The sequence below is a fragment of the Streptococcus sp. P25B114 genome (assembly GCF_053010325.1).
Window position 1 is genome coordinate 129,985 of record NZ_JBRKNW010000002.1, and the last position, 13,541, is coordinate 143,525.

Below are 13,541 nucleotides of genomic sequence, written 5' to 3' on the forward strand. Positions count from 1 at the left end.
TACTATGGGTTATATTGACTATTCAAAGGAACCACAGTCAGATATCGCTTTTGTTGATATGAAATCTTTTTACGCCTCGATTGAGTGTGTAGAAAGGGGGTTACACCCACTTAATACTTCTCTATGTGTGATGAGTAGGGCGGATAATTCGTCAGGCTTGATTTTGGCATCATCTCCTATGTTTAAAAAGATTTTCGGAAAAGGTAACGTGGGACGTGCCTATGAATTACCATTTGATGTCAATACACGCAAGTTCAACTACTTCCGTGCTAAGGAGGCTGGATTGCCAACACATCCTAAATTTGTCTCCTACATTGAAAATTGGGCTAAGCGCACTTTCATAGTTCCGCCACGTATGTCCCTATACATTCAGAAAAATTTCGAGATTCAAAGAGTTTTTCAGGACTATGCTGCTGTCAATGATATACACCCTTACTCCATTGATGAGGCGTTTATTGATTTGACCCAGTCACTCAATTACTTCGTGCCAAACAAAACCTTGTCTAAGAAAGATAAGCTAGATATTATCTCAGCTAAACTTCAGCAGGATATTTGGCTAAAGACAGGTGTTTACTCAACAGTTGGCATGAGTAATTCGAATCCACTATTGGCAAAACTAGCTCTCGATAACGAAGCTAAAAAGTCAATCACTATGCGGGCTAACTGGTCCTACGAAGATGTTGAAACCAAAGTGTGGAACATTCCAAAGATGACGGATTTCTGGGGAATTGGGCACCAGACCGAAGGACGGATGAATAAGCTAGGCATCTACACTATCAAAGACTTAGCTAATTTTGACCCTACGATACTCAAAAAAGAGTTTGGCGTCATAGGAGTCCAGCATTGGTTTCATGCTAATGGCATTGACGAGTCTAATGTTCACGAACCCTACAAACCTAAGAAAACGGGAATTGGTAATTCCCAGGTACTACATAAGGACTATCTAAGGCAGAGCGATATTGAGCTTGTGCTACGTGAAATGGCTGAGCAGGTAGCTATTCGCCTGCGTAGAAAGCATAAAAAAGCAACTGTGGTCCACATCACAGTTGGCTACTCAAGATTTGAAAATAAGAGACCTATCAATGTGCAGCGTAAAATCAACCCAAACAGTCGGACAATTGTCTTCCAAGACCATGTCATCTCTCTTTTCCGTGCAAAGTACACGGGAGGCGCTGTTAGGAGTATAGCCGTGAGATACGATGGTCTGGTAGATGAAAACTTTGCTGTCCTCTCACTCTTTGATGATAACGAGGTGATTGAACTTGAGGAGAAGTTAGAAACGACTATTGACCAGCTAAGAGATAAATACGGATATATTTCCGTACAGAAGGCGTCAGCTTTACTAGATAACTCACGGGCCATTGCTCGAAGTAAACTTGTCGGCGGTCACTCTGCCGGCGGATTGGAGGGATTAAAATGATTGACAGAAGTTACCTGCCATTTCAAGTTGCTAGGGAATACCAAGACCGAAAGATGGCAAAATGGATGGGATTTTTTCTGTCCGAGCACACCGCAGGACTAGACAACGAACTAAACAAGGTTGACTACTCATCAGAGTTGACGCTGGCTGATAAGCTACTTCTGTTAAACCAACTCTATAGCAATCAGCTAAGCGGTATTATCGCTATTCCTGGACAATACTACACTGGAAAAGTGGACAATCTAACATTCCAGAATGTTTCTTTCAAAACGAGAACTAGCTTCGTCAGCATCCCTATAAAGGATATTCTATCAATTGACTTGGAGGTGGAATATGAATCGGCTTGAATTTGAACGAAATGAGCTACAGATCGACTATTTCAGCGAAAGCTACCAAAATTTTGAGAGGGACTTCTACCGCTACTCTGCGATGCACATTCCTCTAACATTCTTGACTGCTGATATTTTGACCTCGATGGCGCGCTCCCAATCAGCCTACTTTAAGCTGAATAAGGAAAATGCGCTTGATAATCGTGACCACTATTTCATCTTTGACGTTGTCCAATTTGAAGAAAGTAAGCGGGTTAGGAAGTTCGTCTACAAGAAAACAACCACTTATCTAGAACAAAAAAGGAGTAAGTCGTAGTGACTCGCTCCTATTTTGTTTAATACAATCATCTTTAAATGAAACTTAAGGTAATTAATCATATAAAGTTCCTAGCTTCACTTTGAACTATGATTACAAAAAGACTCTGTAACAGTTTGCCCTTTGGATGCAAGATGATTCCCTTGAACCTGAGATACCTATGGGTGAGGTTGTTCTACTTAAATTTGCAAATGAAGTTGAAGACGGTAAACTTTATTTAGTTGTGTTTAACGGACAACCTATGTTTAGAAGAGTATATAAGCATAGCACATACTACAAGTTTGTACCTATCAATAATAAATATGACACGATATTTGCTCCATTTGAAGAGAAACTTCAAGTAATCGGTGAGATTGTTAGACATTTTAAACCGATTGAGAATTAATAAAAACACAAATACTGTAGTCCAATTAAACGGATTACAGTATTTATTTTTTTACAGAAATATATTTATTCATATTGCAATACACTCTATCGAAAATACAAAATTTTACAAACAAATAAGACGCGGTAATTGACGCGTCTTATTTGAAATGTTATAATCTTTGTTATTGAGAAATTTTTGATGATAAAATATTGGTTTTCGTATCATCTGCTAATTCTTTACGAATTACATATTGAAGGTTAGGAGAATTCTCAAGGTTATTTAAATGGGATTTGTAAGATGTAACAAAGCTCTCCCCGTCATATCTTATAACTGAATTTTCTTGATTCCATATAGTTAACAGAAGCTCCTTGAAATTAGCTGAATCTCCTTGGTCTAGCCCCTGCAGAATATTGTGAATTTGATTACCTAATTTTGCAAACCTTTTGAATACAGCTGGAAACTTTGGTGGCTCATTATCTTGCTCCAAGCCTTTTTTGCCACCACTAGAAAATTTATCTCGCATAGATGGACTATATACAAAATATTCTTCAAGTAAGAAACGTGTAACGTCTTTGTAATCACTATCCATTTCACCCGTTGATTTCGCTTTAAATATCTCTGACGGAAAAAGAATGAAACACTTAGCCAAAATTTCATTTTGAACTTCTTTTTCAAGTTTTTCAAATAACATTGGCTCGGCTTGTTCCTCACCAACTGGTACATACCATAAATTTTGTCCCGCTTTTTTCTCTTTTAGAAAATCTTGTAACAATTTTGTTTTTTCATCTTTATCTTTTTGTTTGAAAGTAGCAAAAGCATCCCAACTTTCAAAAAAGTCAGTTTCTATTTCTGGATTGACGCTGATTTCAAAACGTGGGCTGTGAGTGACTTTTATGTCCTTAACAGCTTTCCAATATTCAGTAATTCTTACCTCGAAAGAATTGACATCTTCTTTATAGCTGCCAAAAAATACAAAGATATCTTCAAAATTGGTCGTTGGAGTATTTTCATATACTGAATTTCCTGGGATTGTCCAATTTCCTTTTTCACTAGACTTTATTTCAACGCCGTAAATGCTTCCATCTTTCTCGATGCTAAAATCTGGGAATTTATGCCCTCGAATATCATTTAAGATAAACTCATTGAACTCGCCTCGTTCAAGTACTGATTGACAATATTTTTGGAAGACTTTTTCAAAGTATTCTCCATCAATTTTTTTAAAATCTATGCCAAAAGTTTCAAGTTTTTTTCCTTCAATTAATTCTTTAACCTCATTTAAGATAGTTTTTATTTGTTCTCTCATTATTATTTTCTCCTATTTAGAAAGGGTTCTACATGGTTTCTGTTTTTCATGAACATACACAATTTATTGATACCAACAAAGCAAAAGGTATCATTCAAAATATTTTAAACACTCCTCTTCGTTATAATATTCTAAGCTTATTCTCTGGTGCGGGTGGCATGGATTTTGGATTTAAAGGAGGTTTTCAACTATTCAATTACGAATACACTGAAAACCCAATTAATTTGAAATATTCCAACGATATTTTCATTCAAGCTACACAGATCTACAGAGACAATTTTACACTAGCTCATGAGATTGATACTACGAACATTACTGAAATAGATTTAGAGCAACTGGATAAAAAATATGGATTGGTTCCAAATGTTAGAAATGAAATTCAAAAAAATCCCAATGGAATTGATATTCTTTTAGGAGGATTTCCATGTCAGACATTTAGCGTTGCTGGTAAAAGAGCTGGTTTAAACGATGAGCGTGGTCAACTTTATCTTCAAATGAGTCGTTTTATTCAACATTATCAACCAAAAATATTTGTAGCTGAGAATGTTGATGGCATTCGAAACTCTCGTAATAATAACTTAGAAAATGTAGATGCTACCGCATTAGAGGTCATTATGCAACATTTTAATGACATTGGTTATAATGTCCAGTATAATGTATTGGATGCGGCAGATTACGGGGTTCCTCAATCTCGAAGACGTGTAATTATTGTTGGAGTTAGAAGTGATTTAGGGGATAATACGAATATTTATTATCCAATACCCACCCACGCAAATAAACCACGTACAGCTTTTGATGGTTTAGAAGATATTTGGTCTTTGTTTAATACCAACATTATTCCTAATCATAATTGGAATAATGTTTCTCACGCAAAATTTTATAGTGATGGAAAAAAACGACAAGGAAATAATCAAATTCTTAGGGATGCTCCAGCTCCCACAATTCGTGCTGAACATCATGGTAATATCGAAGCTCACTATAATATGGACCCAAAATACATAAATAACCCAAATGATCCTAATGACAAAAAAGGGTGGAGACGATTAAGCGTTAGGGAATGTGCCAGATTACAATCTTTCCCCGATAATTTCATCTTTAACACCAGTACGTCGTCGGCCTACAAAGCCATTGGAAATGCGGTTCCCCCAATACTAGCCTGGCATATTGCCAACGCTATAATCTATTCTCTTTATAAAATAGAAAATTTTAAAGAATAACCTAACAATAGTTTAAACTAATGCTACAAAATTATCAATACAATGCCTAAAAAGTTCTTTATCTTCAAATTAAGAAAAAGGAGTAAGTCATAGTGACTCGCTCCTTTTTTCTTAAGTCAATTTTGTTATTTACACATATAATTCATCTTTGATTGATTCAATAAATTCAGTATAGAATCTTTTAATACTAGCAGAAACATAATCTTGGCTTTCTGACTTAGTATTTTGCAGAAGGGTTGTATAACTTGTTAACTGCTCTACTTCAGACAATTCCACATCAAATTTTTTCACTTTGCAAAGATTACTCAAATCATCAACAAAAGTTGATAATGTTTCGATGTTATCTGTTCCATAGACATTTTTACTTAGACGAATTTTTAAATTGCCAAGCTCACTATCTAAATTATCAAAAATATCCTCAAAATCCATATTATCCTCCTATTTTATTCAGCTAATTCCTCTAGATTTACATCTAGATACCTTGTAATATTAACCGCAGTTTTAAACGGCATATCTACTTGTTCTGCTTCCCACCTAGCGACAGTTCTACTTGTTGCTCCAATGGCTTTTCCCAGCTCAACCTGGGACACTCCTTTTGCTTTACGCAATTCCTTTAGTTTCATTTTTATTCTCCTATTCTTTATCCTCTAACTTTATTTATTCGAAAAAGAAATGAAGAAATGTAAAATTATTAATCAATTTTTTAAAAAAGATTCGGGTATAATTCTTTAGCTTCATGTATTGCTTGGTCAAACCTAGCTTTATCAATATAGTTTGATACTTTGCCTTCTGGCTCACTAAAAGCATCATCCAAACTTTCAATCATTTCATTCCAATAGGCATTTGACGTATCAGATTGATTAGCTTGCTGTTTAATCAATTGTTCTCTTACTTCTTTTAAGGCTATATCAAGTTGATTAACTGAGTAATCGAATAAGTATGGGCGAATAAGACCTCTCAGAGCGTCTTTACAAGCCTCGACATCATTGATTGTAGCATATTGATACAGAACCTCCAAAACGCCGTCAGAGAACGATTTAGGAAGGTCTGAGTGAGTGCTACTATTTATTATTGAATTCATTCCTTAATTCCTTGCTTTATGATTATGTTGGATTGATTTCTGATGCCCAAGTTTTAAATTTCAAGCTAATATATAGCATTACATTGAACAACTTTAAGAATTCTGTTTTTGAAATTTCACCTGCCCATCTCCCGTGGCCAATCATATGTCGGTTAGGTTTGTCTAACGTAAAACGTTTTGTATCTTTGAAAAATTGATACAACCACTCAAAGAAACCTAAATCTGCAAATGACTTACTTAGTAGTGATTTGTCTAATTTAGATACTGCACCCGTTCCAACAGGCATTTTAGGTGCATCACTTAATATTTCAGAGAATCTTGTTAGTGCCCCATCAATTGCTAGTGTGGCAAGAGAATATGCAGCGTAGTAATTATTTGATTTGTAACAATCTAGCATTGAATCTAGTAAAGTAGCTGGGTAACATCCAACTTCGTAAATCCCTTGAATTTCGCTCTCTTCAGAAAGAAATTCATCTAGAGCATTGATCCAATCTTTTTCCAGTTCAGCAAATTCTCTGTTCCTTAGCCTGTCATAAATTCCAATCTCATTAAAAAAAATTACCCATCCATTTTTTGCAAGTTGACGAACATTTATAACAATCTCGTCAATCTCTTCCTGACTATACTCAGTATTAAACTTCTTGAGTATTTTTGCTACATCAGAAAATACTTTTGAATAACTTAAATCTACATTTGCCAGCAGTCCTTTAACAGATTCAGTTATCGAATTCATGGCTGCCAGATACTCTTCGTTTACGATTGGGTAAATTTTAGGTATTGAGGAAGAGATAGCATTTATAAGCTTAGAATCAATAATCGAATTAAAATTTGATGGAAGATAAGTCTTTGCTACAAGATTTGCAGCGAGAGCTGATGAAGCTAAAGAAGACGCGTTTATTCGTTCTATAGAATCTTGAAGGGAGCTCACTGCTGATACCAATGCAGTATTATTTACAAGGTTAGAAATTGCTTTTTGGTTAATTGTTGGAAGATTTATTTCATCTTTAAGCTTTTCAGGTTCAATATTTGTCATAGATTACTCCTCCTCAAAATATAAATTCATTATATCATGAAAAAGTCATCTATAATTTGTTTTTGTTGAAAATGTATCCTCTAAACATAGGGTTCAAATAGCATTTTTTAAAAAATAGAAAAATAGCAATATCCCCCAAAATCCTTTACAATATAAAGTAACTGAAAAAATGTACTTTTGAAAGTGCAGAACTTTTTCAAATTGTGGATGATAAATGTACTTTTCAAAATGGATACAATGAATAAAATAAACGAATCATTATGTACAATAAATAACCCTATTCAAAAGTACAAAATAAAAATAAAGTACATTTTTTAATCAATGTACTTTATGCTTCTATCCCAGTATTATCAAGGGTTTAGACCATCTTAGGTCAATTGTTCATAAATTTTTAGTTTTTATTTTATAACCAAAAAAAATTTTTTTAGGAAAAATCAGCTAAAAATGTACTTAATTCAAGGCTAAACTGGAATTTCTAGATACCCTTATTTTTCCATAAAAATGTACTTTATTAACTAGAAAACTGGAAATTTTTTCAAAAGTACATTTTTCTAGTTTGATAATAGATATGTATAAATTCTGAGGTGGTTAAATTTATGCTAAATTTCATACCTATCAATCCTGACAACTGGCGAATTCCGCTTTCCATTTTTCCTTCACAGACAGGCTTTGTTGCTGATAAGATGACCACGCTGGCTCAAGCTTTTGCCTACCGTGAATTTAATAGCCAGGCTTATTTGATTTATGACCATCAATTGCCTGTCGGTTTAATCATGTATCACGATTCACCTCAAGTCAAAGCCTATCACCTATCAGAATTTTTCATTGATAAACATTACCAGGTTCAGGGCTATGATCGACAAGATATGAATCAATTTTTAGACAATATTCGTAGAGAAAAACGTTTTTCAGCCGTTGAATTATGTATCCTTGAAAACAATGATTTAGCAAGAAAACTATATGGATCCCTTGGATTTGTGGAAACGGGTGATGCTGACGGAGATGAAATAGTATTTCGTTTGAATTTATAAAACCCAACATTTGCATATTAAATATTATGTAAACTATTTTTTATTTATTTGATAACTGCATCATTAACTCCATAGCCGTTTCTTGATTACGGAGATAGACCTTGATGCCTGTTGATTTGACCCGTTTTGTAAAGGCACTTTGACTGAGTTTCAGTTTCTGAGCTAGGGATTTTTGCTTAAAATGTTCAGAATAAATGCCAGTCTCTACCAATCTTAGGATGAATTGCTTTTGCGAATGACTCCACCGATCTCGCATAAAATCGCTGGTCGCTAAAAGACTGTTAATGACCTTGTCAATATGGGGATAGTCGGAAGAAAATCCGTTGGCTCTACTTCCGTAATCGTCTTGTGTCTGGATCAAAGTTAGAGCTTTCTCAGCCTCACGCTGAGCTTGAGAATTGCTTGAGAAAATGCTGGTTTTCTGCACTGCATCATCCAGCTCACCCAAACCAATTCCTATTTGCAACTGATAACCTTCGGCCAGAGACAGATGTAAATAATCAAGAATTTGCAATAAATCCGCGTTGGGTTTGACTTGAGCCTCTAGCAGTCCACCTCTATGGAGAGTAAAATCAGTCAATAATTGACTAGCATAAACCTGATTTAGACGACTAATAATCGTAAGAATGTTTATTTCTGTTTGTGATTGTCTTGATAAAGGTGTAATCTGGCCAGTAATCATCATCATTTTATTCATAATTCCATTTTAAGGGAAAAATATAAAAATGTCCATTATAATGGAATTATGATTAAAATATTTGTTATGCAACTAGGTCATTACTAAACTTCTATTAAGACTGAAAGAAACTATTCTAGCACTTACCTGACTTTTTTACCTTTTACATATTAAAACCCAGCTAAATGGAATAATCAGTCTAGCTGGGTTTAGTTAGTTTATTGTTGTAAGGATAAATATAGATGAATGGAAGATTCTAGCGATTTGCCCAGGCGATATCAAGATTTAGAGTCTCTTGAGTTGTATATTGTGCGCGATATGGATTCCAAATTAAATTAGCTACTGACGAAACATTCTCATTAGTATAATATCCATCGTATTGTGTCAATCCATGAAGTTCAATGATATCATTAAGTTTTGCAGCGTAGGCTGTATCTGTTGCGTATGTACCAGTTAAAGCATTAGTAGCATCCAAGTAGCTACTGGTGTTGGAACGCCAAACACTGTTAAAATAAGGTTGGTGAACAATGTTTACGTAATCAGCTAAAGACTCATAATAACTTGGATAAGTACGAAAATAATCAACGATATCATAGGTATTTCCATATCCATCATCTTCCCATGTTTGAAGGGATACAGATTGTCCATTGTATGCTCCCTTGATACCAAATAAGTTATTGTACGGGGAAATTGATAACCCAGATTGTCCATAATTAGATTCATGTATAGCCTGTGCAATCATGACAGATGGATACAAATCATAGGCGTTGGCTAATTGCTGCGCAGATGGTGCAATTGTATTGATAAATTGTTGTCTATAATCTGCCACTACATATTCTGTAGCTTCAGCCAGTCGAATCGTCTTATTCCCAAATACAAATAAACTAATCGTTAAAAAGACAATACCACTGCCAGTAATATTGAGAGAGGATGTTTTTTCATTGATTGAAAATATTGACCTCTTGAATACTGCATAATACCTAAATCCTTTTTCATAGTTTAATGGTAATCATTATACAATTTTCAGACATTAATACTCAAGATAGTTTACTTTATAACTTATATTACAAAAAAAGTTTACATAACATTCGTTATGCAAACTTAATTGTTAGTTATTCTTCTACCCATACGGAAACCGAGCCTGGATTGACATAGAAACGCCCCCATCCATTTTCATCTAATTGAATGGTGTCTTGTCGATGACCGGTTGCATCTACAAATACTTTTCCAGCATTTAAAGTTCCCATATCCATGTCTTTGTATCCTTCATCTGCATTGCTGATAACGCAGGCTAGACCTTTAGGATGCTCATTATCCCCTTGGCAAACCCAACCAATACAATTTGGATGATCGAGATAATCAACCTGTGGACCGTAGGTATGATGTTGACGGATAGCAAGTAATTTATCCAAGATTTCATTGAAGGCAGCTTGTCCAAATTCACCTGAAATACCGTAATAATCACCGTAGAATAAGGTTGGCAATCCTTGTTGACGTAGCAAAATTAAGGCGTAAGCAGCTGGTTTGAACCAATCTGCGACTGTTGATTCTAGCGCCTGTCCACGTTGTGTATCATGGTTTTCGACAAATGTAACGGCAAAATCAGGCTTTGTTTTCACCAAGCTACCATCAAAAATGGTCCGTAAATCGAAAGATTGCCCTTCATTACCCGCCTGAAAGAAATTCATGTGGAGCGGAACGTCCACCAAGTCAAGTTGGTAATCTGTACCGTCGATATAACTTTGACTATCTGCTTCACTGTCTTTCCAATATTCTGCGAAAGCGTACAGGTCAGGCTTAATTTCTTGTCGGACAAATTCCATAAAGGAAGCGATATAATCTTCCCCAATATGCTTGGCAGCATCAATCCGAAAGCCATCAACCTGAGTTGTTTCGATAAACCATTTTACCCAATCTTTGAGATGCTCTACTACTTCTGGGTGCTTGAAATCAATGTCATTGAACATCAGGTAATCGTAGTTACCGTGCTCTCCGTCGACCTGATCCTGATTGGCCCAGCCCTTGTTCTCTCCTACGATTTGATAAATGCCCGTTTCATTGTGGGCAGCATCAAAATCAAGCCCTGTGAAATGATACCAATGCCACTTAAAATCATTGTAGACATCGTTACGACCTTGGAAATCATAACCAGTATAACCCTTGATTTCATAGGGCTCAGAAAGACTTTCTTGCCGATTATCAGGGTTCATCCGACGAACTTGGAAGCTTTCTTGGTAGTCTCCACCAGCCTTGTGGTTGAGGACAATATCCGCAATCACTGCTATCCCTTGTTCGTTGAGAGCATGAATAGCAGCCAGATACTCATCTTTTGTTCCGTATTTGGTTGGAATGGTGCCTTTTTGGTCGAATTCTCCCAAATCAAACAGATCATAAATCCCATAGCCGACGTCATCTGGTCCTGTCGCTTTAAAGGCAGGTGGCGTCCAAACATGGCTAATTCCTAATTCTTTCAGATGCGGAGCGTCATTTTTTAGCCGATTCCAATGGTCGTGATCAGCAGGCAGATACCATTCAAAATATTGCATTAATGTAGAACGTGTCATCAAATCTTCTTTCTATTTGTGGAGAACGAATTATTTACGCTTTTTCTTAGCTTTTTTCATCTTGTTGACTTGACGTTTCATGGCCTGCTCCATGGCAAATTTTCCAATCTTGCCTTTGAGCCCACCACCAAACATGGATGACATGTCAGGCATACCAGCCCCGCCCATCAGTTGGCTCATATCGGGCATTCCGCTACCACCCATCATATCTTCTAAGGCAGACATATCCATATTGTTTGGCATATTTTTCGGAATATTATTAGGGTTAATACCCATCTGTTTCATCATTTTGCTCATGTCACCAGACATCATGCCTTGCATGAGGGATTTTGCTTGGTTGAAATCCTTGATAAATTTATTGACTTCGACAAAGCTATTCCCTGAACCTTCCGCAATCCGACGGCGACGGCTCGGAGTTAATAAATCCGGATTTTCTCGTTCTTCAGGCGTCATTGAGGACACAATGGCACGCTTACGAGCAATCTGTTTTTGATCAACCTTTAGATTTGCCAGAGCTGGATTGGTTGACATACCAGGAAGCATTTTGAGCAAGTCTTCCATCGGTCCCATGCTTTGTACTTGGTCGAGCTGGTCAATGAAATCGTTGAAATCAAAGGTGTTCTCGCGCATTTTTTCCGCCAGTTCCAATGATTTCTTCTCGTCGTACTCCTTGCTGGCCTTTTCAATCAGTGTCAACATATCCCCCATACCGAGAATACGAGATGACATACGGTCTGGATGGAAGGTTTCGATGTCCGTGATCTTCTCACCAGTACCAGTGAATTTTATAGGTTGGCCAGTAATGTGACGAACAGAAAGCGCCGCACCACCACGCGTATCACCGTCAATCTTAGTCAAAATCACACCAGTGATCGACAACTGGTCATTAAATTCCTTGGCAACATTAGCGGCCTCTTGACCAATCATAGCATCGACTACCAAGAGGATTTCATTTGGTTGGACAAAGTCTTTAATATCGCGCAATTCCGCCATCAGGGCTTGGTCAATCTGCAAACGACCGGCCGTATCGATGAGGACATAGTCATTGTGGTTGGCTTTGGCTTGTTCCAAACCTTGGCGCACAATTTCAAGGGCAGGAACTTGGTTGCCCAATTCAAAGACAGGAACATCAATCTGTTGCCCTAACGTTTTCAACTGGTCAATGGCCGCTGGACGGTAAATATCCGCCGCAATCAAGAGAGGACGCGCATTCTCCTCTTGCTTGAGTTTGTTGGCCAATTTACCGGTAAAGGTCGTTTTACCAGCACCTTGGAGACCAGCCATCATGATAACGGTTGGAATTTTCGGTGATTTGATAATCTCAGCCGTTTCCGAACCCAGAACCGCCGTCAATTCTTCGTCGACAATCTTGATGATTTGTTGAGCTGGATTGAGGGTATCGATGACTTCGTGGCCAATGGCACGCTCACGCACCTTCTTGATAAAATCTTTGACGACTGGCAAGGCTACGTCCGCCTCAAGCAAGGCCAAACGGATTTCCTTGGTCGCTTCTTGAATGTCGCTCTCGCTGATTTTTCCTTTTCCACGCAGATTTTTAAATACGTTCTGCAAACGCTGGGTTAAATTTTCAAAAGCCATGTGTTCTCCTTTTAATCTCGATTATCAATGCTGGTTAGGACAGAGATTTTTTCATGCAAAAACGCATCTTCTGGATATTTTTCCAAAATCTCATCGAAAATTTGGCTGCGCACAACATAGTCCGAGTACATGTGCAACTTCATTTCGTAGTCCTCTAGCAATTTTTCGGTTCGTTTGATGTTATCATAAACCGCCTGACGGCTCACCTGAAATTCCTCAGCTATCTCTGCTAAACTATAATCATCCGCATAATATAGCTCGATATAGTTCATTTGCTTGTCCGTCAATAAGGCAGCGTAGAATTCAAATAAGGCATTCATTCGATTGGTTTTTTCAATTTCCATAAACTTTATTATATCAAAAATTCTAGCGTTAATAAATAAGAAAATCCGTTTCTAGTGGGAAAACGGATCATTTGTTTGCATAATTTTATTTACGTCTATTTAGAGAGTTTTAAGACGAGCGAAAATACTCAAAATGTACCTTTGTCAATGATGTGAGACCAAAAAGGTGATTTTGAAGTTATCCATTTGTTAAGCTTTACTAGGAGCTAGCTTCTAGTAAAGCTTTTCTGATATCGATAGGAGATTTCCAGCCTAAAGTTT

General features: G+C 36.8%; 16 protein-coding genes. 6 read left to right on the forward strand and 10 right to left on the reverse strand.

The features are described 5' to 3' along the window. The first annotated feature begins 4 nt into the window (after positions 1 to 4). The 4 genes from ACVC7T_RS01885 (at position 5) to ACVC7T_RS01900 (ending at position 2,450) form a co-directional block, all read left to right on the forward strand. Complete coding sequence (locus ACVC7T_RS01885; RefSeq protein WP_447262372.1) at positions 5 to 1,420, forward strand: Y-family DNA polymerase; 1,416 nt, start codon at positions 5 to 7, stop codon at positions 1,418 to 1,420. Beyond that, complete coding sequence (locus tag ACVC7T_RS01890) at positions 1,417 to 1,767, forward strand: hypothetical protein (RefSeq protein WP_172009038.1); 351 nt, start codon at positions 1,417 to 1,419, stop codon at positions 1,765 to 1,767. Before ACVC7T_RS01885 ends, ACVC7T_RS01890 begins: the two co-directional genes overlap by 4 nt. Continuing rightward, positions 1,754 to 2,065: a DUF5960 family protein gene (locus tag ACVC7T_RS01895; RefSeq protein WP_447262373.1), complete on the forward strand. Its 312-nt coding sequence runs from the start codon at positions 1,754 to 1,756 to the stop codon at positions 2,063 to 2,065. The genes ACVC7T_RS01890 and ACVC7T_RS01895 overlap by 14 nt, the downstream gene beginning before the upstream one ends. Before the next feature lie 127 nt (positions 2,066 to 2,192). Next, positions 2,193 to 2,450 (forward strand): S24 family peptidase, encoded by a 258-nt coding sequence (locus tag ACVC7T_RS01900; RefSeq protein ID WP_447262374.1) that lies wholly within the window; start codon positions 2,193 to 2,195, stop codon positions 2,448 to 2,450. A gap of 163 nt (positions 2,451 to 2,613) precedes the next feature. Here the strand turns inward: ACVC7T_RS01900 and ACVC7T_RS01905 are convergent, their stop codons facing one another. Beyond that, positions 2,614 to 3,735, reverse strand: coding sequence for a hypothetical protein (locus ACVC7T_RS01905; protein WP_447262375.1), 1,122 nt, complete (start codon positions 3,733 to 3,735; stop codon positions 2,614 to 2,616). A gap of 32 nt (positions 3,736 to 3,767) precedes the next feature. On the opposite strand from ACVC7T_RS01905, the gene ACVC7T_RS01910 reads away from it, so the two are divergent. Next, entirely contained in the window at positions 3,768 to 4,952 is a 1,185-nt protein-coding gene (locus ACVC7T_RS01910) for a DNA cytosine methyltransferase (protein ID WP_447262376.1), read from the forward strand. A gap of 129 nt (positions 4,953 to 5,081) precedes the next feature. Here ACVC7T_RS01910 and ACVC7T_RS01915 read toward each other — a convergent pair whose 3' ends face one another. The 4 genes from ACVC7T_RS01915 to ACVC7T_RS01930 all read right to left on the reverse strand — a co-directional run bounded on the left by ACVC7T_RS01915 (position 5,082) and on the right by ACVC7T_RS01930 (position 7,066). After that, a complete protein-coding gene (locus ACVC7T_RS01915; protein ID WP_447262377.1) occupies positions 5,082 to 5,381 on the reverse strand; it encodes a hypothetical protein in 300 nt (99 codons plus the stop codon). Between the two features lie 14 nt (positions 5,382 to 5,395). Then, positions 5,396 to 5,575 carry a helix-turn-helix domain-containing protein gene (locus ACVC7T_RS01920; RefSeq protein ID WP_172061915.1) on the reverse strand — a complete coding sequence of 60 codons (180 nt, stop codon included), beginning with the start codon at positions 5,573 to 5,575 and terminating at the stop codon, positions 5,396 to 5,398. 80 nt (positions 5,576 to 5,655) lie between these two features. Continuing rightward, positions 5,656 to 6,033 (reverse strand): hypothetical protein, encoded by a 378-nt coding sequence (locus ACVC7T_RS01925; protein ID WP_447262378.1) that lies wholly within the window; start codon positions 6,031 to 6,033, stop codon positions 5,656 to 5,658. A 22-nt stretch (positions 6,034 to 6,055) separates the two neighbouring features. Further along, the gene (locus ACVC7T_RS01930) at positions 6,056 to 7,066 is read right to left on the reverse strand and encodes a hypothetical protein (protein ID WP_447262379.1); all 1,011 of its coding nucleotides are present in this window, start codon (positions 7,064 to 7,066) and stop codon (positions 6,056 to 6,058) included. A 596-nt stretch (positions 7,067 to 7,662) separates the two neighbouring features. Here ACVC7T_RS01930 and ACVC7T_RS01935 point away from each other — a divergent pair. Beyond that, on the forward strand, positions 7,663 to 8,097 hold the full coding sequence (locus ACVC7T_RS01935) for a GNAT family N-acetyltransferase (protein WP_447262380.1): 435 nt from the start codon (positions 7,663 to 7,665) through the stop codon (positions 8,095 to 8,097). 40 nt (positions 8,098 to 8,137) lie between these two features. Here the strand turns inward: ACVC7T_RS01935 and ACVC7T_RS01940 are convergent, their stop codons facing one another. From ACVC7T_RS01940 to ACVC7T_RS01960, 5 genes are all read right to left on the reverse strand, one after another. Further along, entirely contained in the window at positions 8,138 to 8,794 is a 657-nt protein-coding gene (locus ACVC7T_RS01940; RefSeq protein WP_105110181.1) for a SatD family protein, read from the reverse strand. Positions 8,795 to 9,029: 235 nt separating this feature from the next. Next, positions 9,030 to 9,632, reverse strand: coding sequence for a glucosaminidase domain-containing protein (locus tag ACVC7T_RS01945; protein ID WP_394733970.1), 603 nt, complete (start codon positions 9,630 to 9,632; stop codon positions 9,030 to 9,032). A gap of 253 nt (positions 9,633 to 9,885) precedes the next feature. Further along, positions 9,886 to 11,337 (reverse strand): alpha-amylase, encoded by a 1,452-nt coding sequence (locus tag ACVC7T_RS01950; protein WP_447262381.1) that lies wholly within the window; start codon positions 11,335 to 11,337, stop codon positions 9,886 to 9,888. 30 nt (positions 11,338 to 11,367) lie between these two features. Continuing rightward, positions 11,368 to 12,936 carry a signal recognition particle protein gene (ffh, locus tag ACVC7T_RS01955; protein ID WP_105123326.1) on the reverse strand — a complete coding sequence of 523 codons (1,569 nt, stop codon included), beginning with the start codon at positions 12,934 to 12,936 and terminating at the stop codon, positions 11,368 to 11,370. An 11-nt stretch (positions 12,937 to 12,947) separates the two neighbouring features. Next, positions 12,948 to 13,280: a putative DNA-binding protein gene (locus ACVC7T_RS01960; protein WP_105110178.1), complete on the reverse strand. Its 333-nt coding sequence runs from the start codon at positions 13,278 to 13,280 to the stop codon at positions 12,948 to 12,950. Positions 13,281 to 13,541 lie beyond the last annotated feature (261 nt).